We start from the raw sequence: 26625 nt of genomic DNA on the forward strand, positions 1-26625 counted from the left end.
TTCAATTAATAAATAGCATGTGCTTTTGCAATGAGTCTGACGAGTTCTTTTTTTAGCTCTTCTATAAGAGGCCCTTTATCCTTCTGCTTTACAAGATTTTCTAATTCAAACGGATCATCTGCCAGATTGTAGAGCTCATTTTTCTCTGGATGCCGTATCCAGTGAATATATTTATAATCTCCCGAGCGTATGACCTTATAATCAGTATTGATCAGCCAGGGCATAGGATTCTCATAGCTATAGTATTCAACCAGAAAGGATGTTCTCCAATTTGCTTCATTTGGCTTTTGAAAAAGGGGAAGGAGAGATTTTCCCTGGATAGAAGCTTTTGCAGGCAGACCTGCCAGTTCTATAAAACTGGCTGCATAATCAATCGAAAGGACAAATTCATCGATGATGCTTCCCGCTTGAATGAGTTTGGGATAGCTTATGAGTAAAGGCGTCCGAATGGCCTCTTCATAGGGTAATCTTCGCTCGACGCTCAATCCATGTTCTCCATAAAAATATCCATTATCACTGGTAAATACCAGGAAGGTGTTTTCATAAAGATCATGATCCTTGAGGTATGTCAGGATTTTACCGAGGCCATCATCCACTGCCAGGAGCATTTCTGAACGTGCCTGGATTGTCGATTGTCTCGTAAAATCGTCCATCAAATTATCCCCTCTTCCAATGCGATTTTCGGCTTTTGTCTTTTGGACCAGCGTTCCACCTATTACCGTTTGACTATCAATGGCTGCATAATCATTTAAGGCATTTTTTCGCTTTTCAAAATTTTTACCTGCGTATTTCCCTTCATGTCTCGGAGCGGGAATAAACCTTGCCGGATAATTTGGGTCGGCTTTGCCATTGTCGAGCTGCCTCAAATCGGGATGTATAGCTTTGTGGCCGATGTACAAAAAGAAGGGATTTTCCTTATGATTGTCTATAAAGGAAAGGGCCTTATCTGTCATTACATCTGTGACATATCCACTTATCGTATCAAATGCCCCATTTTCATAAAAAATGGGATTCAGTGTTCTGCCCTGACCTGGAAGGCAGGACCAATAATCATATCCCGGTCTGGCAGTCGGATCATTTCCCATATGCCACTTTCCTATATGACCGGTGGTATATCCTGCCTTTTGTAAATCTTTAGCAAATAAGTTGAGTTGGTGACTTGCCTTGTTTCGGGCCACGTTGTCTATGATCCCATGGGTGGAGGGATATTGTCCGCTAAGCATACTCGCCCGATTGGGGGAGCATAAAGGTGAAACGTGATAGGCATGGGTAAATCTTGCGCCTTCTTTAGCTAGTTTGTCAATGTGAGGGGTTTGCAGATAGGGATGGCCGGCAGCCGAAAATTCATCCCATCGCATATCATCTACCACGATGAAAATAAAATTCGGCTTTTGCTCTTCGGATAGTTGGTTCTGACCCAGCAGTGAGCTATGAAAAATGAAAAAGCTCAGGACAAGGAAAAGACAAAGCTTAGCAAATGAAGAGGTATTCATTGTTTCGCAGTAGTAGAGTAGTATGTAGAGATCAGAAGATAAGCAATGTAGCTTCCTTTGACCAAAAAATGTGAAAAGATTGCCTCAATTCAAGGCATATTTATCTGCTTCTACCTTAAAAATCCCAAGGACAAGGCTACTTAAAACTGTATACATACATTTTTGGGTTCGGTGAAAAATCGGAGGGCTTCAAATCCTCCTTCGCGACCTATACCAGAATTCTTTACTCCCCCAAAGGGAGTCCTCAAGTCCCGCAGCAGCCAGCAATTGATCCAGACGATACCGGCATGTATGTTTTTGGCAATGCGATGAGCTCGGCTGAGATTTTCTGTCCAGATGGTACAGGATAAGCCATATTCTGTGCTATTGGCATAAAGCAGGGCTTCTTCTTCGGTCTCGAAAGGCATGATAGTAACTACCGGTCCAAAAATTTCTTCCTGATTCGTACGGCAATCCTGGGGCAATCCTTCGATGATAGTCGGGGAAATATACCATCCCTTTTCATAAGCTTCCGGGAAGACTGCTTCTCCTCCGGCCAAAATTTTTCCTCCTTCTTCCTTGGCCAGCCGAATGTACGAAAGCACTTTCTCATAATGTACTTTTGATACAAGGGCTCCTAAATTAGAAGAATCATCCGAGGGATGTCCCACTTTCAGTGCTTTAGTGCGTTCGACAAAATCCTTTTTGAATCTTTCGTATATCGACTTTTCAACCAGTATCCTCGATCCACACAGACAAATCTGCCCCTGATTGGCAAAAGAAGATCGAATAGTCGTATCCAGCATCTTTTCATAATTACAATCAGCAAAAATGAGGTTGGGGTTCTTTCCTCCCATTTCGAGTGAGACCTTCTTAAAAGCCGGAGCACATACTTTCGCAATTTCTGCTCCTACAGCTGTACTACCGGTAAAGGAAATGGCTTTGATCCTGGGATGTTTGCTGAGTTCTGCGCCTACACGGGGGCCGTCTCCATGCACGATATTGAGCACTCCTTTTGGGAGACCGGCTTCTATGCAAATTTCAGAGAGCAAATAAGCAGACATGGGAGTTACCTCTGAAGGTTTAGCAATCACAGTATTTCCTGCTGCCAGAGCCGGCGCTATTTTCCAGGTAAAGAGATAGAGGGGTAAATTCCAGGGAGATATGGTAGCAACTACTCCCAACGCCTGACGCAGGGTATAGTTGATGGCATCGCTCATTTCATGGGAATGAGTGGAAAACTGCGTGATGGCCTGGGCGAAGAAACGGAAGTTAGAGGAGGCACGAGGAATGTCCACTTTCTTTGCAAGCCAGATGGGTTTTCCATTGTCTAATGATTCTGCTTTTGCCAGTTGGTCAAGCTTTTCCTCAATCAGTTCAGCAATTCTGTAGAGGACTCGACTTCTTTCATCATTTGAACTTCCTGACCAGGCTGGGAAAGCTGCTTCAGCAGCTTCTAGGGCTTTCTCTACATCGGATATATCTGAATTTGGAACCCGGGCATATACCTCTCCACAAGAAGGATCGAAAAGATCCAGGTATTTTCCTTGTATGGGAGAAATTAGTTCTCCGTTTATGTAGTTACTGATTGATTTCATAAGGGTATTTTATTCTATTTCTGAAGGATTGTTTTCTTTTACCTTAGATGAGATCCTTCATTGATAATTCAGGACAGTCAGCACAAAAAATCAAGCTGCTGCAAAGCGCGCCATCCCGCTTTCCTGCCCCTCAGCCTGTGCAGCAGTGAGGCCCTGTCGCTCCAGGAGCTTACATTTTATTTCATGCAGCAGCAAAGTCCTGTCGCCACTTGGGTATATTTTTCAAAGCCTGCTGTCAGCCTGAGCGAAGAGGAAGGGTCTCAATTCTGTATCTTAGGTTCTCCTTTGAGTTGAGAAGAAAAGATGGGAAGAAATTGAGGTCCCTCAACGGGGCTCGGGATGACATTTTCTGTTGGATTTACTTCCCCGGATTCCAGATTACGTTTTGGTTCGAAGGCAAATATGCAACTGCCTTTATTTCAATCAGTAGATTGGGGTGGGGGAGCTGGTGAACGGCTACAGTAGTTCTTGCCGGGCCTGTCTCATGATCGAAGAAGCTTCCATACACTTCATTATAGCCTTTGAAATCTTCCATATCGACCAGGAAACTGGTTATATCTATAAGATGGCTTAGATCGGCTCCTTCGCTTTTGAGTACCTCTCCGATGTTTTCTATCACAGCTTTGGTTTGGGCGCGTATGTCCAATTGCCAATTCCCAGCTTCATCTTGCACGGCGCCAACATGGGTATTGTCTTTGCGGCGGCTACTGGTTCCAGATACATAGAGGAAGTCTCCTACACGTTTTACATGAGGATAATTGCCTAAGGGCTGGGCTTTGTCTTTGAGTACTTTTCCACTCATGGTATTTAGGGTTTGCTTAGCGGAAATTAGGACTTCTTATTGAGTTTGTAAAGGACGGGTTTGCTTGGAGCTGCATCCAGGGGCATGGATGGAAATTGCAGGTTTAGCAGATAGAGCCCATCTTCGATTTCATCCGGAACATAGATCAGTTCTGTAATGGTACAATCTGCCCGTGAATCGTCCAGGGCCTCGCGATGAAATACTTTCCAAAATACATGATGAGACAAGAGTTTGCCCTCATCACTTTCTCTATCTACAGAAGGAAGATCAATCAATAAATGTTTGACTTTATTTTCCACCAAAAACTTCATGGCTTCGTGGTGCAAATACGGAGGATTTTTGCCCGAATAATTTTTGTTCAGTTTTTCCTCAGAATTGGGCAAGGTTCTGATGATAATGGCTTCCTCTATTCTTTCAGGCAAAGCCGCCTGAAGCTTCTCTTTCGTAATTACTCGATCTCCCCCTTCTTTTTCTTCAAGGGAAATGCTGAGCACATTCGCAAAGAAATGAAATTGTTTCAGTTGGTCATTGAGGGATTGATGCTTGAGCGTAATGTGGCCGAGACATTCGGTATGTGTCCCATTTCCATGAGGATTCATTTCCACATCGAAAAAGTTTACCGGAGATCCCATTTTTACCGAACCCACAAAATCAATCGCCATAACCGGACTGATTTTAAAATCGTCAGCAAAAAAACATTTTACTTGCCCTAATGGAATCGAGATATCCAGGGGCTGATTAAGATCAGCCTCATAATTTTCGCCTGCATGTGTCAATTGAATTCTCATCCGTTAATACTCATTAGTTTTCGGTGGTAAACTTCGAGAGGAATTTGGTCGAAATCGTCTTGGCTACACAAATCCAATAAAAGTTGATCCTGCTTCCTCCCACGTATCATTGCCTTTTCATAAGGCAGCTCGGGTTGGAATGTTACCAGGGAATATTTGGAATAGTAATCCGGAAATTCCTGCTCTAATTGCATTTCGATCTTCCGCTTTCTCATGAAATTCAAATCATCTACATGATCTCTCATTTCATAGAAATTGTCAATGGCCAAATCTGCAATAGCATCGGTATTCTTTTTTCGTTTGTCCTGGAAAGTCGTGAATACTTTTTCCCAGTTTGCCCCCTCTTTCTCCAAAATTTCATCAAACACCCGCACATCTTCCAAAGATGCATTCATCCCCTGACCATAAAAGGGAACAATGGCATGAGAAGCATCTCCCATGATCAAGCCTTTGCCAAATGCCTGCCAGGGATAGCATTTGATGGTTCCAAGGGTTCCCACCGGATTCTCGGCAAACTCTTCCTGATAGTGGGGAATGTAGGGGAGTAAGCTTGGATAATATTCATGAAAGAAGGCTTCCAGTTTTTCGCTTGTATCTAATCCGTTAAATCCGATTTCAGTATCAAAAGGATGAAACATGGTCAGGGTAAAGCTGCCGTCGAGATTTGGCAAAGCAATGATCATGAAACTTCCTCTAGGCCAGATATGAAGGGCTTCTTTCTCAATCTTCCAGCTTCCACTGGCATCGGGATGGATGCTCAATTCCTTGTATCCATGTCTGAGAAAATCCTGTGAATAATTGAATAGCAATTCGGTAGTATGTCCCATCATGCTTCTTCTGACGATAGAACCCGCACCATCTGTCCCAATCACAATGGCTCCCTGATCTTCTTTTGTTCCTTCTGCACTCCGATAGGAAATGCGAGCTTCTCTCAAGTCTATGTTGAGTACTTTGGCGTCAAAATGAAGTTCTATATTTTCATAGCCTTCTGCTTCATTGAGCAAGGCAATATTTAAACCTGGACGAGATACCGAATTGATATAATCAGCCGATCTTCCACTATAGGGCGAAAGAAAAGGTGCTCCCTCTACGGGATGAATCATTCGTCCTTTCATAGGGATGCAGGTCTCGAGGATGCTTTCCTTTAAATTAGCTGAATCCAGGGCCATCAGACCGCGATTAGACAAGGCCAGATTTATGGACCTGCCGGCATCCAGCACCTCTCCCCGCATATCCGTTCTTTTCTCATAAAGGGCGACTTTATACCCTCTTTGTGCCATTCTTATGGCTAGTAAACTTCCACAGAGCCCTGCTCCAACTATGATGATTTTTTCTTTATTCATAAGTTCAATTACAAACGCTCAGCAATTGCAGATTTTAATATCGTATAAAAATGATGTACATCCTCATAAGAATTGTACATAGCCGTAGGAGCCACACGAATCACATCCGGCTCTCTCCAGTCAGCAATAACTCCCTTTTCACTGATTATGTTAAAGAGATCTTTGGTAGCATTTTTTACGCGAATAGAAAGTTGTGATCCCCTTTGGGTAGGATCTGCGGGAGTAATGATTTCCACGACATCCTCTCCCAAAGATTTTACCAGGTATTCCAGATATCCCGTAAGCTGAATGGCTTTTTTCCGCAAGCGATCCATGCCCACTTCCTCAAAGAGTTTCAAAGAAGACCAAACGGCAGCCATTGCCATGATAGGAGGATTGCTCAACTGCCAGGCTTCTGTGCTGGGAATGGGTTCAAAGGCATCTCTCATTTTGAAACGAGTATCCTTATTGTGTCCCCACCATCCTTCAAAGCGAGGAAGAGAATTGTTGTGATGATGTCGTTCATGCACAAAAACGCCCCCCATACCTCCGGGACCCGAATTGAGGTATTTATAATTGCACCAGACAGCAAAATCGCAGCCGGAATTATGGAGATCCAGAGGAAGATTGCCTGCTCCATGCGCACAGTCAAAGCCAACATAGCAACCCTGCGCATGTCCCCATTCGCTGATCTTTTTCATGTCGAAATACTGACCGGTATAGTAATTACTATTGCCCAGCATGATGAGAGAAATTTCTTCTCCCTGTTCCTGAATCAGAGCTTGAATATCCTCTTCTCTCAGGCAGTATTCTCCTTCTCGGGGTTTGAGTTCAATCAAACATTCTTTAGGCTCAAGTCCACGAAATCGAATTTGAGATTCGACGGCATATTTATCTGAGGGAAAAGCATCTGATTCTATGACTACTTTTCTCCGCTTTCCTTTGACCTGATAAAAGGAAACCATCATCAAGTGGAGGTTGACTGTAAGGGTATTCATGACCACCACTTCTTTGGGCTTTGCGCCTACAACTTTAGCCATGGCTGCAGTCAGGAATTCATGGTAGGGCATCCATGGGTTTTTTGCATGAAAATGCCCTTCGACTCCTAATTTCTTCCAATCCTTGAGCTCCTGCTGGAGAGCTTCTTCTGTCGATTTGGCCTGGAGGCCCAGAGAGTTTCCGCAGAAATAGATGTATTCCTCGCCATTTTCCTGAAGAGGCAAATGAAAGTGCGATCTATAGGACCTTAATTCGTCCTGCTCATCCAGTTTGCGCGCATAAGCAAGCTCTAATTGATGCGTCTTTACGGTCATTTAGCTTTGTAATGTATTCTGTGAAACCCTTTGTAAAAACTGATCTTTTTCATCTCCACATAGCCAACGAACTACATTGTCATACCATATTTCATGGTGCTGTTCCTGGGTGATCACTCCTTCTTCTACTGCCAGATCCAGCAATTTGCCCGGATAGGAAGATTGAGCTTCACTTTCCATTTCCCCTAAAGGATAAGGATCATCCAAACCTAGAATGATCTGGTCCGTACCTTTTTGCCGTCTAACCATGAGATCCAAAGAGAAGGTATCATGAACCAGGGTGTCGAAATAAATATTGGGATGTCCGATTGCTTTTCGGGGTCTTACCTGACCTTCAAACAAATCTGGACGTCCATCAAATCCCTGCGTCCTTCTTCCAATATTGAGGTGATTCAACTGACCTCCATGGGCGAAACATACCCGAATATTGGGATACTTATCATAAAGTCCGTCCAGGGTATAAAAGTGATAGGCATCTGCACATTGAGCAATCATCCAAATCAGGTGGAATCGCCAGGCTTTATTTTGGAGCTGGATGAACTTTTCTCCATCATAAGGATGAATTTCTATGGCAAGTTTGTATTTGTTTGCCAATTCCAGAATAGGAGCTGTTTCCTTATCAAAAATGCCTCTCCAGGTTCCAATCGAGTCCATATAATGGGTGGGCAAGCAAAGGACTTTTAATCCCAGTTCCTCTACACATCGCTCAATTTCCCAGCAAGCACCATCTATGAAACCTGCATGAACAACAAAACCACAAGTGAATTTTGTGGGATGGTCATGCTGGACCTGAGCGTTGAAATCATTCTGAAAGCGCAGGGCATATTTCATATCGCGAATGCGAAGCCCATTTCCGTACAATTGGGAAAGGTTCAGGACGACCGCATGGTCTATGCGGTTTTTTTCCATCCATTCCAGTTTTTCATTGAGAAAGAAACTGGAATCCGTTACCGGACGTTTCCAGCCTTTTTGAAGCATATATTCTCTGTCCTCGTCAATCCAGAAAATCTCTTTTTCCTTCAAATAGGAAGGGATTTGTTCCGGATAAGGCAGGAGATGGGAGTGACCATTGATGCGTAATTTGTTCATCGCTATTGGCTTGGAGGGGGCTAAGGTGAAAATTCTATTTGGGCGGTTCCATTTTTGCACCGCATGAATCACAGGTTCGCAAACCTTCATTGGAGTAATACTTGTCAAATAAGACAGGCATATCCGTCTCAATATTTTTTAGCATAAAGGGTTCCTCGTAGAGTTTGTTGTGGCAGTTTTCACAAAACCATGCAAGGCCATCTTCCATATCTTCTTCTCTTTTTTGCTCTATTACCAGCCCTACTGTATTGGGACCTCTTTGTGGAGAGTGAGGGATATTGGGGGGTAAATAAAAGACTTCTCCTTCGCGGATATGAATATCTCTGGCTTCTCCTTCTTCAATAACCTTTAGAATAATATCTCCTTCTACCTGGTAAAAGAACTCAGGCGTTTGATTCAGGTGATAGTCTTTGCGAGAATTGGGACCACCGACTACCATCACAATGTAATCTTCATTGTAGATGGCTTTGTTTCCAACGGGTGGTTTGAGAAGATGTCTGTTATCCTCTATCCAAGCTTTGAAATTGATTGCCGGAGCTAATTTTGCCATAGTTTTTTAAGGATTAAAGGTGAAAGAAAGCTGATGATTTATTTTGTGTTGAAATGGAAGTTCAGTTGTGCTAAAATCTCTTTGGGCAAAGCGGGTAATTCAGATCGAGGGATCAATAAGGTTGAGATGTTGTGAAAATCTGAAAAGATCTGATGTTCCTGGGCCGTTTTTGCCAGATATTCATGCCCGGATGAGCCTCCGGTTCCGATTTTATTTCCAATCATTCGCAATACCATTTGGGCATGACGAAATCTCCAGCTGGTCATTTGATTGTCGATATCAATGAGGCAACTGATAAATTGAAAAGGGAGTTGTAAAATGGGCTCATCGCGATAGAGATTGATGAAAAGCGCTCCTATAGTTGCCTCATAAGAGAGGCGTTTTTTTCCCTCCTTTAACAATTTTTCGTGTGTTTCTCTTTCTAGAATGGCTTGAAAGTAGGTGTCCATACTCCCCGTCATTTTCTTCCGCATCTCTTTCTCTTTATCCGTCAGGTATTCGGAAGAAAGGATTGCCTGGCTTTCTTTTTCCAGCATCTGATTTACTGACTGTTTGTAAATAGAAAGGAAATCAAAGCCATTTAAGTTTAGGAAAGGAACCCTTCCGAGCCAATCGTTAACCTTTTCCAATAAGGTGCCTCCCTCATATATGGAATCCAGTTGCGCTTGTTGTTCTTCTGGAAAAACAGAACTATATCTATGACCGTGATAGGTCATTCTTTGTTTTTCCGGCAAACCCAGTAAGCACTCGACGGCTCTGAATTGAAAACTTTGAAAGCCTGAGGCCGGAAAGAGATAATTTCTGAAATCCAGGAAATCCAAAGGCGTCATGCTTTCCATGATGGCGATTTGTTCGACTAGCAATTTCAGGATGCTTTCCACCCTTCTCATTCTTCCTATCGCTATACTCAGGTCGCGATCTTTTACTTCCTGCCCAGCAAACAATTCCAGAACAGAATTCAGTTCATGAATGATCTGCTTGAACCAGAGTTCATATACCTGATGCACAATGATGAAAAGCATTTCTTCATGGGCTGGTTCTTCCAGTTTAGCACTTCTCAAATCCTGGGCATTCAGAAGTTTGCCGAGTTGCAAGTACTCCTGGTAATGTATGGTCGTATATTTACCTTCTTTTGTTTTCATTCTTTAGGGTTTAAAATATCCGATTCTGTTTCGGATGGCGTCAGCCCCATTTTTCAGAGTAGCTACATAATCCGAGACCTTCTCTTCTTCGAATCTGTTGGATGGGCCTGAAGCACTCAGGCTGGCGACTACTTCATTTTTTTGATTGAAAATGGGAACAGCTACACAGATCAATCCTATTTCAAATTCTTCTCGATCAATCGCAAAGCCATTTCGCCTGATTTGTTTCAATTCTTTTAATAGAAGATCTTGTCGGGTAATTGTGTTTTGGGTAAAAGCTATAGGGCCTTTTCCGTTCATGATGGCTTTTATGCTTTGCTTCTGCAAATCTTCCTCTTGAAAAGCCAGAAGCATCTTTCCTAAAGAAGTAGCATAAGCCGGATTATAGCTTCCGATATGACTGCTGATTTTCAGGCCCTGAGGGCTCTCCACTTTGTCCACATAAAAAACCTGGTGATTTTTCAAGACAGCTATGTGCACGGTTTCTGTGATGCTGCCAGCAACTTTGATCAGCTCCGGATGGGTATTGTCCACAAAGGCTGTTTGCAAGTGGACCCGATTTCCCAATTCGAATAGTTTTAGACCTAAACTGTATTTCTCAGTGGAAGGATCTTTGTATAAAATTCCCAACTTGCCCATATCAGAAAGAAATCGATAAACAGTACTCTTGTTTGAACCGATAGCTTCTGCCAATTCCGTAACTCCCCACTCCGGTTTTTGAACCGTGAAGTACTCGAGGATTGCGAAGGTCTTTTGTACTGAACTCTTGAGCTCTTTCATGGGTAAAGAAAGATTTTGAGATCTTGGTCTTTGAATATAGTCGTTTTATATAATGAAACAGCGTTTTACTTAATGATTAAATATAAATCATATTCATGTGAAGTAAAAATTTGGGGGGTAAAAACTGGGTCCATCTCCGCTTTTTAAATGTTCTCCTTGAAGTCCTCCGTTTTGGTCAAGCTCCCTTTTTTTTTGCTCAGAAAAAGGGAGTGAGGGCATAATGCGGGGCGTACATAGCGAAAAAAAACCTCAAGTACCTACCAGCACCTGAGGTTTTTTCTTATTTGGAAAGATAGACTAAGACAGTTTCATGGGTAAATCAGTCAGCCGCTTTCCTGTGATCCTTTTCACTGCATTGGCAATGGCGGCTGCAATGGGGCCGAGTGGAGGTTCACCGACCGGTAGAGGCACATCTGCACCCTGGATCAAGTGAACATCAATCTCTTTAGGCGCATTACGCATGAGGGCCATATCATAGGGGCCATAAATGGTCGGGAAGAGTTTTCCGTCCTTCAATCCCATTTTTTCATGCATAGAGGCACTCATACCCATGATAATGGAACCTTCACACTGAGCCCTTACCTGATCGGGATTTACAGCAATTCCACAATCAAAGGCACAGACAACTTTGTGAACCTTGATTTGATTGTTTTCTACGGAAACCTCTACAACCTGAGCGCAGGGAGCATTCGCATCTATAGAGGCCGCAATGCCCATCGCACGATTCCCATTCGCAGTATCCTGGTAATTTCCTTTCTCAGCAGCCAGTTCGATTACCTTCTTGATCCGAAGAGCATTCCCATCATTTCCTAACATAGCCAGACGAAAATCAACCGGACTTTTACCTGCTTTTATCGCCATCTCGTCAATGAAACTTTCGATGGCAAAGGTATTGGCTAATAAGCCCAAACTTCTCCACCAACTCGTAGCAAAAGGGAGATCGCTATGCCATTGTACAGCTCTTCTGCTATCCAGATTGTCGTACATGATATTTCCTCCTCTCAGAGCACCTGCGTCTGCTCCCAAAACGGTGTGAAGGGCTGCTGGCATGATCACTGAATTGTAGGCCACGTCCCCACTTGCATAATGGTGTTCAAGGGACTTCATATTGCCATTCTCTGTCAGAGATCCACGCATGATATGATTCGTCGGGGGTCTGAATGTATCATGTTGAAATTCTTCTTTTCGGGTAAAGAAATATTTAACCGGCTTGCCAACTTCTTTGGACATGAGTGCAGCACGTACTGCATGTATGGTATTCAACCTTCGCCCAAATCCTCCTCCCAGATAAGTTCCAATTACATTCACATTTTCAAGCTCTAGCCCTAATGCCTCTGCGACTTGTTGTTGGGTAATACCAATGACCTGAGTGGATAGAATAACGCTAGCCTTTCCATCTGCTACAGAAGCTACGGCTCCATTGGGTTCTATTTGGGCATGGGCACCTATAGGACTATTAAATTCCATGGATAATGTGTTCTCGTCTTCAACATCGAGAGCTCCTCCATGTTTTTGGGTGATCATTTTATCTCCATTCCCCACTTTGATAACTGCTCTGAGATCTTCTTCAGTCCATTTCTTAGGAATGTCCCATTCGACTTTTAGCTTTCTTTTGGCTGCCAATGCCTGAGGATAGGACTCTGCTATTACTCCTACCCAGTCATCCTTACGGATAACTTTCACCACTCCCGGCATTTTTTCTGCCGCACTTGTGTCCACACTTTTCATGCTGGCCCCTACATGCTCAGGTCTGACCACAGCTGCATGAAGCATGTTTTCCATTTGGGCATCCATTCCGAAAATGGGTTCGCCCATGATTTTGGCTTTTAGGTCAATACGAGCTACAGGTTTTCCCACATATTTATAATCCTTCAAAGGTCTTAGTTCCGGTGTGTCTGGCAAGCTCCAATCGCTAACATCCGCTACTGCCTCTGCATAGGTCATGGTTTTTCCACCGCCTGAGACGATCCCTTCAGCTGTACTTAAAGCAGAGACTGATGTCCCCAGTTTAGCTGCCGCTTCCAGTTTGATTTTTTCCCTCATAGTTGCAGCCATTTCACGCAGGGGTTGGAAGAGTTGAGCAACAGATAAACTTCCTCCCGTACTCAGGCCATCTATGATCCCGGAAGCTGTTTCTGCAGCTTTTACAGTGATCTGGCTAATATTTACATCCAATTCATCCGCAAGTATCTGGGCGAAACTGGTGAAAGAGCCCTGGCCCATTTCTACTTTTGGAGAACGGAGAGTAATACTATTATCGCTTCCCACTTCAATCCAGAGATTCGCTTCTGTTCCGCTTCCTGTATAAGGAGCTACCAGGGTTTCTGATAATTCAATGATGCTTCTTCTTAGGGAATTTCTGAAAACATAGGTTCCCAGGGCAAGAACTCCCAGGGTTCCTAATCCTCCCCTAACGAGAAACTTCCTGCGTGAAGTCTTTTTTGATTTCTTTGTTTCTGACATGATTTAGGTATTTAGGATTAGGAATTAGCATTTTTCAATTCAGCGGCTTTGTGAATAGCTTTACGCATCCGGTAATAAGTCGCGCAACGGCAGACATTGACGATATTGGCATCTATGTCCTCATCTGTTGGATTTGGAATGCGTTCCAACATGGCAGCGGTAGCCATGATAAATCCTGGTTGACAATAGCCACATTGAGGAACTACTTCGTCTGCCCAGGCCTGCTGTGCAGGGTGTAAATTATCTCCATCACTTAGCCCCTCGATCGTGGTAACTTCCTTGCCGGCCACAGCTTGAATGGGGTAGGAGCAAGAACGAATGGCCTCGCCATTTACGTGCAGGGTACAAGCCCCACAGGCGGCCTTTCCACAGCCAAATTTTGTCCCTTTCAAATCCAGGACATCCCGAACTACCCAGAGTAGGGGAGTATGCCCATCTACCTCGACGGTTTGCGGGCTTCCATTTATGGTGAATGAAATCTTCATTGTATTCGAATTTATTAGATAGTGCGTTTGATTATTCTTCAGGAATGATGGCTCCTTGTGCAGCCCAATCTTTTACCGCTTTGATATAATCTTCTTTTGAAACTGGCGGCAATTCTCTGGGATTTCCTTCCGCATCCACGCCTGGTTCCCAGGCCCAAAGGACCAGTTCATGTTCGGTAAGGTGCTTTACGATTTCAGCCAGACTTCTATTCCCATTATTTGCACGGTCCATCATAGATTGGGCGATTTCTACCCGGCTTAATCCTTCCCACTGCATAGCCAAAGGAGCGAGGCTCCACTCAGGTGCTCCGGGTACGCCTGAAAAATCATTGTTTTCATGTTGGTGGCAACCTTCACAACGTAAGGCTGCTACTCCATGATTATCCGGACCCCTTTGCACGCCAAAGTTATGGGGGTGGCTATCCTCTCCCTGTCGGGGACGATCTCCAGAAGGGTGACAATTGACACAGCGTTTGTGAGTGAGGACTTTCATCATCAGGTCAAAAGGAGTGTCATCAGCCGCTTCTAGTATAGTAGTGCTAAGTGGATGGTTATCAGGTGTCTTTTCCTCGCTCAGGCTCGTAAAGCCTACGGTAGCCACTGCTATTAGGAAAAATAATAGAAAATAAAGATGAGTTTTTGTGGGCATAATGTATGTGATTAACTCAAATAATGAGTAAGTAATTACTTACAAATTAGGCAAAAAAATCATTCAAATCCATATTTCTTCAAAAGAAGATGCTTCATTCCCTCTTTATCCTGCAATGCCCCTCTAACAGCTGCGGCTGCCAGGCCATCCATCAAATGGATAATATAATCAGCTTCTAATTCCGGATTATTTTCCCCTAGTTCCTTAAAAGCATTCTCTAAGGCTATTCTTAGGGGTTTCATTTTTTCGTATGTGTCAACCTCTAGTTCCCATTTAAGCTTGAACTGCAATCTCCAAAAATCGAATTCAGTCTCTGGTATATTGAAATTCATTTCCAGGGTTTTTCTGATCAATTCTCTCGGATCGGTCTCCATGATTACGTCCATGTAGATCTTTTTTGCTTTATTCTCTCCATCTTTGAGAACTGCCTCTAATAAGCCCTCTTTATTACTAAAATGCCTAAAAATCAATGCTTCTGATACCTCAGCATTCTCTGCGATCTCCCTTGTGGAAGTCGAATGGTACCCTTTTTCGGCAAATAATTTAAGTGCGGACTGCAAGATCTTTCCCTGCTTTTCTGTCATGAGAGGATGCGGTAAGCAATATTAATGAGGACTTACTCACAAATATAGAGATAAAATTGGATTTGTGTATGACATACAAAAACCCCTTCACAGAGTGAAGGGGTAATGAACATAGACCTGATTAGCCAACATCTTTTGAGCATGTGGCCGTGGAATCGTATTCTCGCTAGAAATAAAATTGTAATCCAATGGAGAGGTCAATCTGATTGGTTCGGGTTTCTGTCGAAGAACTTATACCAGCTTCGGTGGTATTGAAATTACTTCTGGCATAATTGTACTTGGCTAAGGCCTCAATACCTAAAGATTGGGTAGAGAAAACCGTGATTCCAGGTCCAAAGCCTACCGCAAAAATATTGGACTTTACACTTCTACTTATTCCCGCTATTTCCTGGGTGTCAGAAGAACTTCCGAAGCCAAAATCTGATTGAAAAAAAAAGGCGATATTATTTTGAACCGGAAGATAGTAACGGAAAAATGGGCCAAAAAGCAGGTCACTGTCATTTACCTCATCTTCATTGGGTTCTTTCACCGAATTGAAGGTGTAATCAAGCCCGCCTCCCACTACAAAATTGTCAGCAATGAAATAGCCCACATTTGGAGCGATATTGATCTGGATGGCAGAAGGACCATCTCCTTCTTCATTCAAATCGGTACTTTCAACTTTTACCTTTGAGTCTGCTGTTGAAAATCCCAGGGTAGAACCGACAAGAAAATTTCCTTTACTGATGGATTGGGCAGATAGGTTTCCTAAAATAAAAACGACTGAGACCAGACTTACTAATAGCTTTTTCATAATTCATGTGTTTTGGGGACAATGTTTCTGTGTTTGTAAATAGGCTTGTCCCTTGTTTGACCTAATGTTTGTCTCTGGCAAGTAAAGGCCGCATTGTTTATAAAAAGCTGAGACAAGTAGGTCTATGAGTTGATTTTGGGCAGGAAGTGTGTTATCAGAATTTATCTATGATGCTGTCAAAAATCCTTGGAGTGTTTTTTTTTGGCCATCCATCCGAAATGATATTGCTGGTATGGGAACGAAGCTTAAGCTAAGTAGCTTCGCGTATTCCTAATCTAATGGAGAGTTCTCGACATCGGGCAATTTTTGATAAATTGAGAATTGTTGGGCTTCGAACTCCCTTTATTTTTCACCTACTTCAACCTACTACATGACTGCTACAACTACTCAAGAGAAAGAAACTGATTACCTCATTATCGGAGCTGGGGCTATGGGAATTGCTTTTGCCGACGAAATATTTAGTAGAAAGCCTCAGCTGAAAATCACCATCATTGACCGTAGGGAGAAGGCAGGTGGGCATTGGAATGATGCCTATCCCTTTGTTCGTTTACATCAACCCGCTGCCTTTTATGGGGTTAATTCTCTTGTCCTGGGAAATGGGAGTAATGATCTTTCCTCCAAAACAGAATTGCTTGCCTATTATGATAAGATAATGGAGAAGTTTTTGGCTAGTGGAAGGGTAGAATTTTTAGCGGAACATGATTACCTGGGAGATGGGAAGGTAGTGAGTCTCAAAAATCCAGCACAACGGTATACCTATAAGATCAACAAAAGCCTGGTGGATGGGACTTATATGAAAGTAGAAGTTCCTTCAACCCATGCTCCTAAATATAAGGTAGGTGCAGGGGTGCATTTGCTGCCGGTAAATGAACTGCTACATAGCCATGACAAATGGGAGAAATTTTATGTTGTGGGTAGTGGGAAAACCGGAATGGATGCTATTCTTTTTCTTCTTGATAAGGAGGTTCCTGTTGAAAATATTTTTTGGATCAGTCCTAATGATTCCTGGCTTTTCAATCGGGCGTTTATCCAAGAGGGTTCAGTCGCGGAAGAAGTGCTAAAACATGGGGATTGCATGAAAGTAGCTCAGAAGTCAGAGGAGATCTTTTTAGAAATGGAAAAGAAAGGAGGAATCCTGCGTTTGGATAAAAAAATATCTCCTGGCAAATGGCGCTGTGCTACCGTGAGCCCAGAGGAATTGGAAAAATTGCAGACAATCAGGCAGGTAATCCGTTTAGGTCGGGTAAAAAGTATAAGCCCTACAGATATTGAATTTGAAGAAGGAAAGTTGGCTTATTCGGGCAAAGCGCTTTTTGTACATTGCTCAGCCAATGGGTTAGCCAAACGGAAAAAGGTCCCGATTTTTTCTGACGGGAAAATCACTTTACAATCTATTCTATTTTGTCAGCAGGTGTTTAGCGCGGCCACTATTGCTCGCTTATCTTTGGCAAACATAAGTGAAAAGCGAAAAAATCAATTGACTCCGGTTCCACATCCGGAGTATAAAGAGGATTGGCCAAAGGCTTATTCTACCAGCATAAATAATTTACTATTGGTTCATAAGGTATTCCCGTTATGGATGTTTAGGTCCCGCCTGAATTTTATGAGCCATGAACCCATGCTTACCTATTTTGCTTATGCAGCTAAAGCCATGTTAATGGCTCCAGCATTAGAAAAAGCTGCCAAAAGAATGCCCGCCCTTCATTGATTGTTGATGTATTGCAATCAAGCGGATTTTCGGAACTCTTTTTCCTGGATTTACAAAAAACCTATTAAAACAGATACTACTATGACTATTACTACTGATCAAAGACGGATGGTCCAGAACGGTCTGGGCGTAATCCTGCTCGGTCTTATTGGAGGATTCTTCCTGGGCTGGAATGTAATCGGATTCATTTCTTTTCCTCCGCTACCGATTTCAATAGATTATCAGGTTCCGGGAACTACGGCTGCCTGGCGAGCTGTTCATACTGGAAATATTATGAATGGGATTATGGCTTTGGTCTTTGCCCTGGCTTTTAATTGGTGTGATTTGAGTAAAAAATTGTCCAAAAGAATTTCCTGGGCAGTGGTGGTGATTATCTGGGGAAATGCCATTTTTTACGTAGCTGCAGCTTTTGCCCCCAATCATGGTTTGTCATTCGGAGATAATGCCGCTGGAGCAGGAAATCTGGCCGGTATTATTGCTTATGTGCCTGCAATTGTTGCCGCCTATGCTTTGATTGTTGTGGTGATTATTTTGTTGAGAAATGTGAAAACGGCTACGGAATAAAAGATTTATGATTGCCTCAGCATGCTACATTTTTACTAAGTTGCCTGAGTTGGGAAAGAGGGAGTATTGATTACTGATTGCTGCTACTCATGAATTCTATTTACGCGACCTGTATTTTTCTTCTCCTCTTTAGCTTCAGGGCTTTTGCTCAACCTGGACCTTTTAAGATTTACAGGTGTTTCGATGATTTCTCTTATTTGTTGGGGAATGATACGCTGGAGAAAAAATACTATGAGCATTTGAAATACATGCCTCTTAGCAAAGACAAGCAGGCATCGATCTCTATCGGAGGGGAGCTAAGAGAGCAATATCAATTATTCAGAAATATCAATTTTGGGGATTTGCGGCCCGGGGTGGAAGAGGATAAAAACGGACATCTTTGGCATCGGTTTATGTTACATGCGGATGTACGTTTGGGAGAGCAATGGCGGCTTTTTACCCAGATCAATTCTACTTTCGCTTTCAATAAACCCGATCTTACTCCTCAAATTGATGAAGATCCCCTGGCCTTGCATCAGGCATTCATTCAGTGGAGGCCCAAAGGAACATCTGGCTTTTTTGCTCAACTCGGCAGGCAGGAAATTAGTTTTGCTTCCCCCTATATTGTTGCTGTTCGTGAGGTGCCTAACAATAGACTAAACTTTGATGCGATCATGTTGGGCCTGGAAAAAAAATCCTATAAGCTCTACTCTTTTTTGGCAACTCCCATTATTTCTCAGAATGGAGTGTTGGACAATAGCCGCATTCCGGAATATATCTGGTCTCTTTATGGGGTTTTTCCTTTAGGGAAAAGAACGCTGGACGCTTATTATGTGGGATTCTATTCAGAGAATAATGCTTATAATTTTCAGAGGGGCATAGAGAATCGCCAAACCCTTGGCATGCGAATGTATCAAAGAGCGAGAGAAGGCCTTGTTTATGATATGCTGGCTATGTATCAGTTTGGGAATTTTAATAGTGCTTCTATTTCTGCCTACTATTTGTCGGCGGATGCGGCTTTCCGAATTCCCCTGAAGGGCCATAGTTTTATACCCGGCTTTAGTCTCAAATATATAAGCGGAGATAAGTCTCCTACGGACAATGTCCTGAATACCTACAATATGTTGTTTTCGAAACCTTCTTTCGGTCTATCTATTCCGATAGGAGCCACGAATCTGGTCGATCTTGGCCCTTCTTTCGAATACAATCCTCCCGCTAATTTTCGGATCATCATGAGTAGCCATTTTATGTGGCGGCAAAATGAGAATGATGGTATTTATACCCCCGGTCGAGTTCAAACCCGCCCAAATGTAGCCCAGCTTTTTCAGTCAGATCAGAAGGATATTGGGCAAAAACTGAGTATGGAGCTTTGGTATCTGCCAGATTATACCTGGAATTTGTACTTCGAGCTTACTCATATATTGCCTGGAATGTTTGTGAAAGAAACAGGTCAGGGCCAGGCTATCTCCTATTTTTCCGGTAAATTCACCTTTAAGTTTTGAGTTGAATTATTATCAGACTACAGTAATCAATAGGCATGGTTAAAGCAGGTGAAACTGCATCAATAATTTCAGGATTAGAGGTTAATTTCTTTTTGCTTCAATTTTTGGGCATAAGCTTGTTCATAAGGCTATTTGCCTCGACTTCAAATGAATAAAAGTCTAATAATTACTTCCGGAGGCTTTTATTTTTTATATTGATCCATGTGAATGTCCATAATTCTGACAAGAAAACGACATCTATTGTAGCAGCTTGCAATCCCCTTTTAAATTTCTATCTACAGTACTTCCGGTAAGCCTAACCTATGCAAACAACTAGCTTAAATAAGATAGAGATAAACCAGCTTCTTTCCGCTGGAAAGTTTTGGCAAGTCTTGAAGAAATTAGAAGAATCTGAACATGCTAATTTATTCGAAGATCGTCTGAAGGGAGTTCAAGAAGATCTTTCTGCTTTTGATCAGGGGAAAAAGTCCCCTAATAAATTCCAAGAACAGCCTACACAAAACCAGCTATGTGATACCTTCAGAGCATTGATAAAGGATTTATGTAAGCCTGGAGAACATCAACTCAAAACTCTACCTATGAGGACAAAAAGGAAAAATATTCCATTAGAGTTTTTGAATTCTAGTCAGCAAAAATAGATTCTTTTCTTGCCCTTGTAAGTTTATCCAAATTACCTCCCTGCCGCAATTAATATCTTTTTGGCGTACTAATTGCGCATAAAGTCTTATACCTAAGAACTGTGAAAAGAAGTATTCTCATATTACTTCTCCTATTTACTTTAGCCGGAGAATTCATGGGGCAGAACCATTCCAGCCTAAAGGGATATGTTTCGGCCGATGGGATTCCAGAGATAAGTTACGCTAAGGTTCATCTCTACCTGATAGAAGATAGTAGTATCGTTGCCAGGACCTTAACAGATGAACAAGGGGAATTTTGGTTTAAAGCCTTAGCTGCGGATAACTATCAATTGAAAATCAGCTTCCCAGGATTCCTGCCTTTTGTATCGGGAGTTGTTTCTTTGGGAGCTGATGAACATCTGGACTCACTCAATATAGAGTTAGTAAAGGAGGCAGAATTCCTCGATAAAATCGATATAACTGCGCGCAGGAAGACAATAATTCTAAAGGCTGACAGAACTATATTCAATATATCCGGAACCATACATGATAATGGGCTCAACAGCCTGGAATTATTAAAGAAAGCACCTGGAGTCGTAGTTAATAGCCGAGAAGAAATCAGCCTTGCCGGCCTCCCCAATGTCCAGGTTCAGGTAAATGGTAAACAAGTCCCTTTATCTGGTTCTGATTTAGCAGCATTTTTAAAAACTATTCCTTCTTCAGAGGTCGAAAAAATTGAACTTATCAATAATCCTTCTGCAAGTTATGATGCTTCGGGAAGTGGGGGAATTATCAACATAATACTTAAGAAAAATAAATTACACGGTTCTAAAACCATCCTCAACCTTGGTTATTCCAAAGCTAGGGCTCCCTGGTATAACGGTGGAGTGAATTCCTATATTCGAAACAAAAAACTTAGTCTTTTTGGGAGCTATAACATTAATTCTGGGACCAACCTGAGCGAAGGAAGCAGTCTTCGTATTCAGGATGCATTTTCTATCAGTCAGGAGAATGAGATTCAGAGTAATTGGGATACCCATAGTTTTCGGACTGGGCTGGATATATTCCTTAACGAAAAATCAAGTTTGGGTTTTCAATTCCGGAAATTCAATACCCGTTATGAAAGGGAGGAGAATTCAGATGCTCCCATTTTCGGAAGTAGTCTGGAAAGAATAGATAGCATATTGATATCTACTTTCAGGAACCAGGGTAGGCGTAGTAATTTAACGGCCAACCTTAATTTTCGATCTCGTTTTTCCCGGGACCATAGCTTTTCAATTGATGCCGATTTTGGAAGCCTGCTAAATCCAAACTTTAGCCAGCAGCCCAATACTTACCTAAATGCTAACAGGTCGAGAAGCCTGAGTGAATTTAACTTTGAGAGTGAAAAGGAAACAGCCATTGATCTCTGGGTACTCAGGTCAGATATGGAACTGAATTTTGGCAAGAGTAAAATTCAGACAGGTGTAAAAGAAACTTATTCTAAAACTACCAATTCCTTTGATTTTTTTAATGTTAACCCTTTTAGGGTACTTGATTTTCAAAGAAGCCAGGATTTCGAGTACAGGGAGTTAATCTCTGCTCTATACGCAGATTTTCAACATTCATCTGAGAAGGTTAATGTTCAGGCTGGAGTCAGAGCCGAATATACTCAACTAGAAGGTGTTCTGCAGGCCATTCAAAATTCAGGCCCGGATACCTTTAAAAGATCCTATCTTGACCTTTTTCCGAGTGCAGGTATTTCTGTAAACCTGAATGACAAAAATAGCTTTCAGCTAAATTACAGTCGAAGAATAAATCGACCTTCCTATACGCATTTAAATCCTTTTCTCAACCAACTGGATGAGTTAAGCTTTGAGGAGGGGAATCCATCATTACTTCCTGAATATAGCAATCGCTTTCAGCTAACTCATGGTTTGAACTACCAGATTTTTACCAGCATAAGTTATAGTCACACACGAAATAAAATTGTTAGGGTCCGGGAAAGCAAGGGTATTTCATCCACGATATTTCGCTATAAAAATCTGGCCGAACAATTTAACCTGAGTATTTCTACCAGCATGAATTTTCAACTTGCTTCCTGGTGGAATATGTATAACAATTTTATGTTCTACCATTTGCGGAATCGTGCGGATTTTGGAACGGGGAAAATAGTAAATGATCAGGTATCGTCCTTTTATGTGTACAGTCAACAAAGCATTAGTCTTCCTGCTAACTTCAACTTTGAGCTATATGGTTGGTACAATTCTCCCGCTCTGTCTGGAGCAAATATGCGGGCTTCTTCGGTATGGAGCCTGGATGCAGGCATTAGCAAGAAGCTTTTGAATGAAAGAGCGAAATTAAACCTCACCATAAGTGATATCTTTTTCACCAATCGCTGGCAAAGTCAAGGGGTTTTCGACAACATAGAAATCTATTCACAGGGTTCTTGGGATAGCCGAAGGATCAACCTGTATTTTTCACTTGCACTTGGGAAGACCAGTGTGGGAGAATTAAAATTAAAGGATGGGCTAAAAGCCGAAGGCAATCGAATCGATTTGGAGCAGGAAGGGAAAAAATGGTGATGTTTTAGAGAGCAATGGCTCCGGTATGAACTCATAGAAAAGAACTTATTTTTTCTCAGATAGATCAGTATCCACAAATCCCCAGTATTTTTTGAAGTACTTTTTCTGCATGAAAATATTCAAAGGCTATTTCTTTGGCTGCCATTGCATGAATATGGGGATCTTTTTTTAGCATATTGAATGCATCCGCAGCTTCTCGAACGTCATTTACAGCCAATAAACCTTTACCGATAGGTAAATGGGATGAAAATCCTGTATCCTGGTGAATCACGGGCTTACCTGCCTGGAGGTAATAGGCCATTCGATCTCCTGTCCATGCATCCCAAAGTTGGGAATGGATCTGCTTGGCCACAGAGAATTCCCCCGCTGAGTTGGCCAGGTAGTTGAGGTAGGAATTCACACTTCGAGATACGTGATTTGCATCACGGATTTCCCATCCCTGGTTTTTGAGTTTTTTGGAAGGAATATCTTTTCCTGAAACCGCCATTTCCAGTTTTGCGTCTGTCCGGGAAGGAAGGTCGATAAATTTATAAAATGCCTCTGCTTTTTGTCCATAAACCTGGCCTTCGTACTCAAGGACTTTATTCGCCCGCCAATTCATCACGGTTGTAAAAGCTGCATCAGGATTTGAGTTAATCGGAATTCCTTCGAAAACACCCTGCAAAACTGGTGGAAAAAAGGGCTTCCAGTCGATGCCATCATCGGGGGCCAGGCTGGCAGCTGTACGAATATTCAGACCTGTGGTAATGTAGTGGTCAAATGATGGGATTTCCAAGGCCATTTCCCGCATTCTTTTGAAATTGATCTGAGACCATCCCGGTTCCCCATCTACGTAAATGCGCTTGCTGGGAAGCTGAGATTCTTCCTCCCATTCTCTCCATTCCAATTCAAAAAAAATATCAGCACTTTTAAACACGGATTCAATTTCAGCTTTGCTATGCCCATGATAATTTCCATGTACATCTACAAAACACCAGTTGTCTGAATTGATGCCGTACTTTTGAAAAAGCTCTTTTAAAACTTTAATCCCATAGCCTGGATCATTGGTCCAGCTGTCTTTTTCGAGGTCATGGCAACCGTATTCCCAATTCAGTTTTTCAACATAAAACACCTCATGACCCAGGCGTACCAGTCCCGCCAGAAAACTTAAGAAATATAGGCTCATCCCCCCCATAGGATAGCGGACCATTCTTCCATTCAGAATTATGCGTAATTTATTTTTCATAGGATGTACTTAGAATCCGTAATTGGAGAGCAGTTTTTTCATAAGCTTTTTTGCATCAAAATATTCGTGAGCTATTTCTTTGGCTGCTTTGGAATGATGACGATAATCCTTTCTGAGCCTGCTAATGGCATCTGCCGCTTCTTCAGCTGTCTTTACTGCCATCAGCCCCAATCCAGTAGGAAGATGGGCAGAAAACCCCGTATCCTGCTGTACGACGGGTTTTCCTAGCTGAAGGTAATAGGCCATTCTATCTCCTGTCCACCCTGTCCACAATTGGGAGTGGAATTGCTTGGCCACGGTAAACTCACCGAAGGAAGCTGCTATATACCGGAGGTAGGAATCAATGCTGGTAGCGATATCGTCTGCATTTCTGACCTGCCATTTATGAGATAATAATCTCTCTCTCGGTACATTTTTCCCTGAAACGGCTACTTCCATATTCGCCTCTGTCAATTCAGGTAATCGAATAAAGGTTTCAAATGCTTCTCCTTTTTGTCCATAGGTGATGCCTTTATGGTTGAGAATTTTGTTTGATCTCCAGTTCATAATGGTGGTAAAAGGAGCATTTTTCGTTGTATTCACCTCTATGTCATCGAAGACATCTAATAAGACAGGAGGCATGATGATGTCCCACTTGATACCGATATCCGGACTTTTGGTAGTTCGAAATCCGATATTTTGCCCCACGGTTACGTAATGATCAAAATGAGGAATGGTCATTTGGGCATCCCGCATTTTTTCCAGTTTGATTTGGAACCATCCCGGTTCACCATCAATAAATATTCTTTTAGGGACCATTTGGGATTCTTCTTCCCATTCGCCCCATTCCATTTCAATAAAAAGGTCTGCTGTTTTAAAAATCTCTTCAATAACAGTTTTATCAAGGCCCCAATATTGTCCCGCAACATCAACAAAGCACCATTTATCGGCCATTCCATATTCAGTAAGGACTTGCTGTATTATCCCTAAGCCATACGTAGGATCATCGCTCATAGAACGCTTGGCGACATCATAGCATCCGTATTCGTAATCGCATTTTTCTACAAAATAGACTTCATGTCCCAGGCTCATTAAGCCTTTTAGCCAGCTTAAATGCCATAAGGTCATCCCTCCAAGCGGATATTTAACGATCGTACCATTTACAATTATTCTAGCCATGACTTAAGGATTTAGCTTGATTTTCCATGCCTGTTCATCTTTTAGTTCCCATTCCCAGTCGGTATCTTTTCCATTAATTGAAACTTGAAGTCCCTTAAGTTTATCCAGCTTCCTGTCTATTATGGAAAGCCTGAAGGGAAGTTGCGGAAGTAGGTCCTTTCCTGATTGAAGCTTTATTTCTAATATTTCTTTTTTCGTTTCGGCTTCTATTTTTAACTGAAGGCGGGCAAGTAACTCCTGAAAATCTATGAATTCTCTACTGCCCGCTAGTTCCCAGCTTTGGAGAGAGCTTTCCAACCAAGGTATTCCCTCATTGATTAGATCGAAATCATGGAAGTATGCCACCACTGGCCAGGAACCCTTGAAAAAATCAGCATGAGCTTCGTCCAAATAGGGGGATTGTATCTGCTGACACCAACAAATACGGTTATCGATTCTTATACCCAGGTAATAACTGGCAATCAATTGATAACCTGCAGCAAGCACCCACATTTGGGCAAGTTCTGTAAAGACTTCTCCCGGGAATACAAAAGTCAAGGGAGGGGAATCAAAATACTCATTGATCAGGGCCGATGCTTTGTATTCGGGACGTTCATGTGCTGGGGACTTTTCCAAAATCCTACAGGCATCCTTGCTGTATTCTCTGTACCAGTTTACATTTTCATGCTTATCAGTAGCGGCATGCCAGGCCTTGAGGTCTGGATAGAGATGAGTATACCCATGAGCAGCTATGGACAAAAGCTCTTGGTCTTTCAAATGTTTCAATCCTCTAAATTCAGAGGGAGATTGAAGCGGTGAATGGTTAATTCCCGCTGAATCATCAACCCAGGCTGAAACATAAGCAATGCTCATACGTGCAGTTTTTTGGTCCAGAATTTCTCCCAGTTGCATCCATTCTTTTTCCTGCAGTTTTTTTGCCAGGTATTGATTGTGATGAAAGGGTTCAGAACTGCCTGGATCGTCCATACGCAATACCGTACTTCCCTGCCAATCCAAATGTATTTGAGGCCCCTTTAGGTGCTGACAAATTAACTTCCGGACTTGATCTGCGTAGGCTGGGTTTTCCGCTTGTTTATGCATCGGAGAAAAGGGAAATTCAAGCAATGTTCCGGATTTATAAATGCTGGCTGCAACTTGTTCTGCCTCTTCATTCCAGACAAGCAAACATCTTTCTACATGTTGTAGCCAGGACAAGAATAGCTTTTGTTGCTCCTTGGGATATTGCCCCCATTTCCCGCATAGGACTAACAGCCTGGGAGATTGGGCTTGTTTTGATTTATTTAGGAACCGAGTAGGACTTTGTATTTCTACTTCCCAACCCATAAAATGAAAAAACATAAAGTAATCCAGGCTTTCTCTTTCTTTAGCATCTATCCATCCCCCATGTCCCCACAGGGAGTGGCTGGGATTTACCAGCTGCTCCTCGCTCAGGATGCATACTTTCATCCCCTTAGCGTTTCGATATGGAGAATTAGGGT

Annotated in this window: 23 protein-coding genes; 5 read left to right on the forward strand and 18 right to left on the reverse strand. The window is 42.4% G+C overall.

What is annotated here, in order from left to right; genetic code table 11:
• Positions 1-5 precede the first annotated feature (5 nt).
• From R8P61_06790 to R8P61_06860, 15 genes are all read right to left on the reverse strand, one after another.
• On the reverse strand, positions 6-1493 hold the full coding sequence (locus R8P61_06790) for a sulfatase-like hydrolase/transferase (protein ID MDW3646748.1): 1488 nt from the start codon (positions 1491-1493) through the stop codon (positions 6-8).
• 140 nt (positions 1494-1633) lie between these two features.
• The gene (locus R8P61_06795) at positions 1634-3070 is read right to left on the reverse strand and encodes an aldehyde dehydrogenase (protein MDW3646749.1); all 1437 of its coding nucleotides are present in this window, start codon (positions 3068-3070) and stop codon (positions 1634-1636) included.
• 358 nt (positions 3071-3428) lie between these two features.
• On the reverse strand, positions 3429-3872 hold the full coding sequence (locus tag R8P61_06800) for a RidA family protein (protein ID MDW3646750.1): 444 nt from the start codon (positions 3870-3872) through the stop codon (positions 3429-3431).
• A 26-nt stretch (positions 3873-3898) separates the two neighbouring features.
• On the reverse strand, positions 3899-4660 hold the full coding sequence (locus R8P61_06805) for a cyclase family protein (GenBank protein MDW3646751.1): 762 nt from the start codon (positions 4658-4660) through the stop codon (positions 3899-3901).
• Positions 4657-6003 (reverse strand): NAD(P)/FAD-dependent oxidoreductase, encoded by a 1347-nt coding sequence (locus R8P61_06810; protein MDW3646752.1) that lies wholly within the window; start codon positions 6001-6003, stop codon positions 4657-4659. Before R8P61_06810 ends, R8P61_06805 begins: the two co-directional genes overlap by 4 nt.
• Before the next feature lie 8 nt (positions 6004-6011).
• Positions 6012-7295, reverse strand: a complete 1284-nt coding sequence (kynU, locus tag R8P61_06815; protein ID MDW3646753.1) for a kynureninase — start codon at positions 7293-7295, stop codon at positions 6012-6014.
• Complete coding sequence (locus tag R8P61_06820; protein ID MDW3646754.1) at positions 7296-8384, reverse strand: amidohydrolase family protein; 1089 nt, start codon at positions 8382-8384, stop codon at positions 7296-7298.
• Between the two features lie 34 nt (positions 8385-8418).
• Positions 8419-8934, reverse strand: a complete 516-nt coding sequence (locus R8P61_06825; GenBank protein ID MDW3646755.1) for a 3-hydroxyanthranilate 3,4-dioxygenase — start codon at positions 8932-8934, stop codon at positions 8419-8421.
• Positions 8935-8972: 38 nt separating this feature from the next.
• Complete coding sequence (locus R8P61_06830; protein ID MDW3646756.1) at positions 8973-10076, reverse strand: tryptophan 2,3-dioxygenase family protein; 1104 nt, start codon at positions 10074-10076, stop codon at positions 8973-8975.
• A 3-nt stretch (positions 10077-10079) separates the two neighbouring features.
• Positions 10080-10856, reverse strand: a complete 777-nt coding sequence (locus R8P61_06835; protein MDW3646757.1) for an IclR family transcriptional regulator — start codon at positions 10854-10856, stop codon at positions 10080-10082.
• A 297-nt stretch (positions 10857-11153) separates the two neighbouring features.
• Positions 11154-13319 (reverse strand): molybdopterin cofactor-binding domain-containing protein, encoded by a 2166-nt coding sequence (locus R8P61_06840; GenBank protein ID MDW3646758.1) that lies wholly within the window; start codon positions 13317-13319, stop codon positions 11154-11156.
• Between the two features lie 17 nt (positions 13320-13336).
• Complete coding sequence (locus tag R8P61_06845) at positions 13337-13804, reverse strand: (2Fe-2S)-binding protein (GenBank protein ID MDW3646759.1); 468 nt, start codon at positions 13802-13804, stop codon at positions 13337-13339.
• A gap of 31 nt (positions 13805-13835) precedes the next feature.
• The gene (locus R8P61_06850; protein MDW3646760.1) at positions 13836-14453 is read right to left on the reverse strand and encodes a hypothetical protein; all 618 of its coding nucleotides are present in this window, start codon (positions 14451-14453) and stop codon (positions 13836-13838) included.
• A gap of 59 nt (positions 14454-14512) precedes the next feature.
• The gene (locus tag R8P61_06855) at positions 14513-15037 is read right to left on the reverse strand and encodes a helix-turn-helix domain-containing protein (protein MDW3646761.1); all 525 of its coding nucleotides are present in this window, start codon (positions 15035-15037) and stop codon (positions 14513-14515) included.
• Positions 15038-15203: 166 nt separating this feature from the next.
• A complete protein-coding gene (locus R8P61_06860; protein ID MDW3646762.1) occupies positions 15204-15830 on the reverse strand; it encodes a hypothetical protein in 627 nt (208 codons plus the stop codon).
• A 370-nt stretch (positions 15831-16200) separates the two neighbouring features.
• On the opposite strand from R8P61_06860, the gene R8P61_06865 reads away from it, so the two are divergent.
• From R8P61_06865 to R8P61_06885, 5 genes are all read left to right on the forward strand, one after another.
• Positions 16201-17538: an NAD(P)-binding protein gene (locus R8P61_06865; protein ID MDW3646763.1), complete on the forward strand. Its 1338-nt coding sequence runs from the start codon at positions 16201-16203 to the stop codon at positions 17536-17538.
• Between the two features lie 81 nt (positions 17539-17619).
• Positions 17620-18102, forward strand: a complete 483-nt coding sequence (locus R8P61_06870) for a hypothetical protein (GenBank protein MDW3646764.1) — start codon at positions 17620-17622, stop codon at positions 18100-18102.
• Between the two features lie 89 nt (positions 18103-18191).
• Complete coding sequence (locus tag R8P61_06875; protein ID MDW3646765.1) at positions 18192-19583, forward strand: alginate export family protein; 1392 nt, start codon at positions 18192-18194, stop codon at positions 19581-19583.
• A gap of 302 nt (positions 19584-19885) precedes the next feature.
• Positions 19886-20221, forward strand: a complete 336-nt coding sequence (locus R8P61_06880; protein ID MDW3646766.1) for a hypothetical protein — start codon at positions 19886-19888, stop codon at positions 20219-20221.
• Between the two features lie 101 nt (positions 20222-20322).
• Entirely contained in the window at positions 20323-22764 is a 2442-nt protein-coding gene (locus tag R8P61_06885) for a TonB-dependent receptor (GenBank protein MDW3646767.1), read from the forward strand.
• A 64-nt stretch (positions 22765-22828) separates the two neighbouring features.
• Here the strand turns inward: R8P61_06885 and R8P61_06890 are convergent, their stop codons facing one another.
• From R8P61_06890 to R8P61_06900, 3 genes are read right to left on the reverse strand one after another with little or no spacing between them, the layout of a single operon-like run.
• Positions 22829-23989, reverse strand: coding sequence for a hypothetical protein (locus R8P61_06890; GenBank protein MDW3646768.1), 1161 nt, complete (start codon positions 23987-23989; stop codon positions 22829-22831).
• A 9-nt stretch (positions 23990-23998) separates the two neighbouring features.
• Positions 23999-25147, reverse strand: a complete 1149-nt coding sequence (locus R8P61_06895) for a hypothetical protein (GenBank protein MDW3646769.1) — start codon at positions 25145-25147, stop codon at positions 23999-24001.
• Positions 25148-25150: 3 nt separating this feature from the next.
• Complete coding sequence (locus R8P61_06900) at positions 25151-26593, reverse strand: hypothetical protein (GenBank protein ID MDW3646770.1); 1443 nt, start codon at positions 26591-26593, stop codon at positions 25151-25153.
• Between the last annotated feature and the right edge of the window lie 32 nt (positions 26594-26625).

The sequence above is a fragment of the Bacteroidia bacterium genome, assembly GCA_033391075.1.
Taxonomy (GTDB): Bacteria; Bacteroidota; Bacteroidia; order J057; family J057; genus JAWPMV01.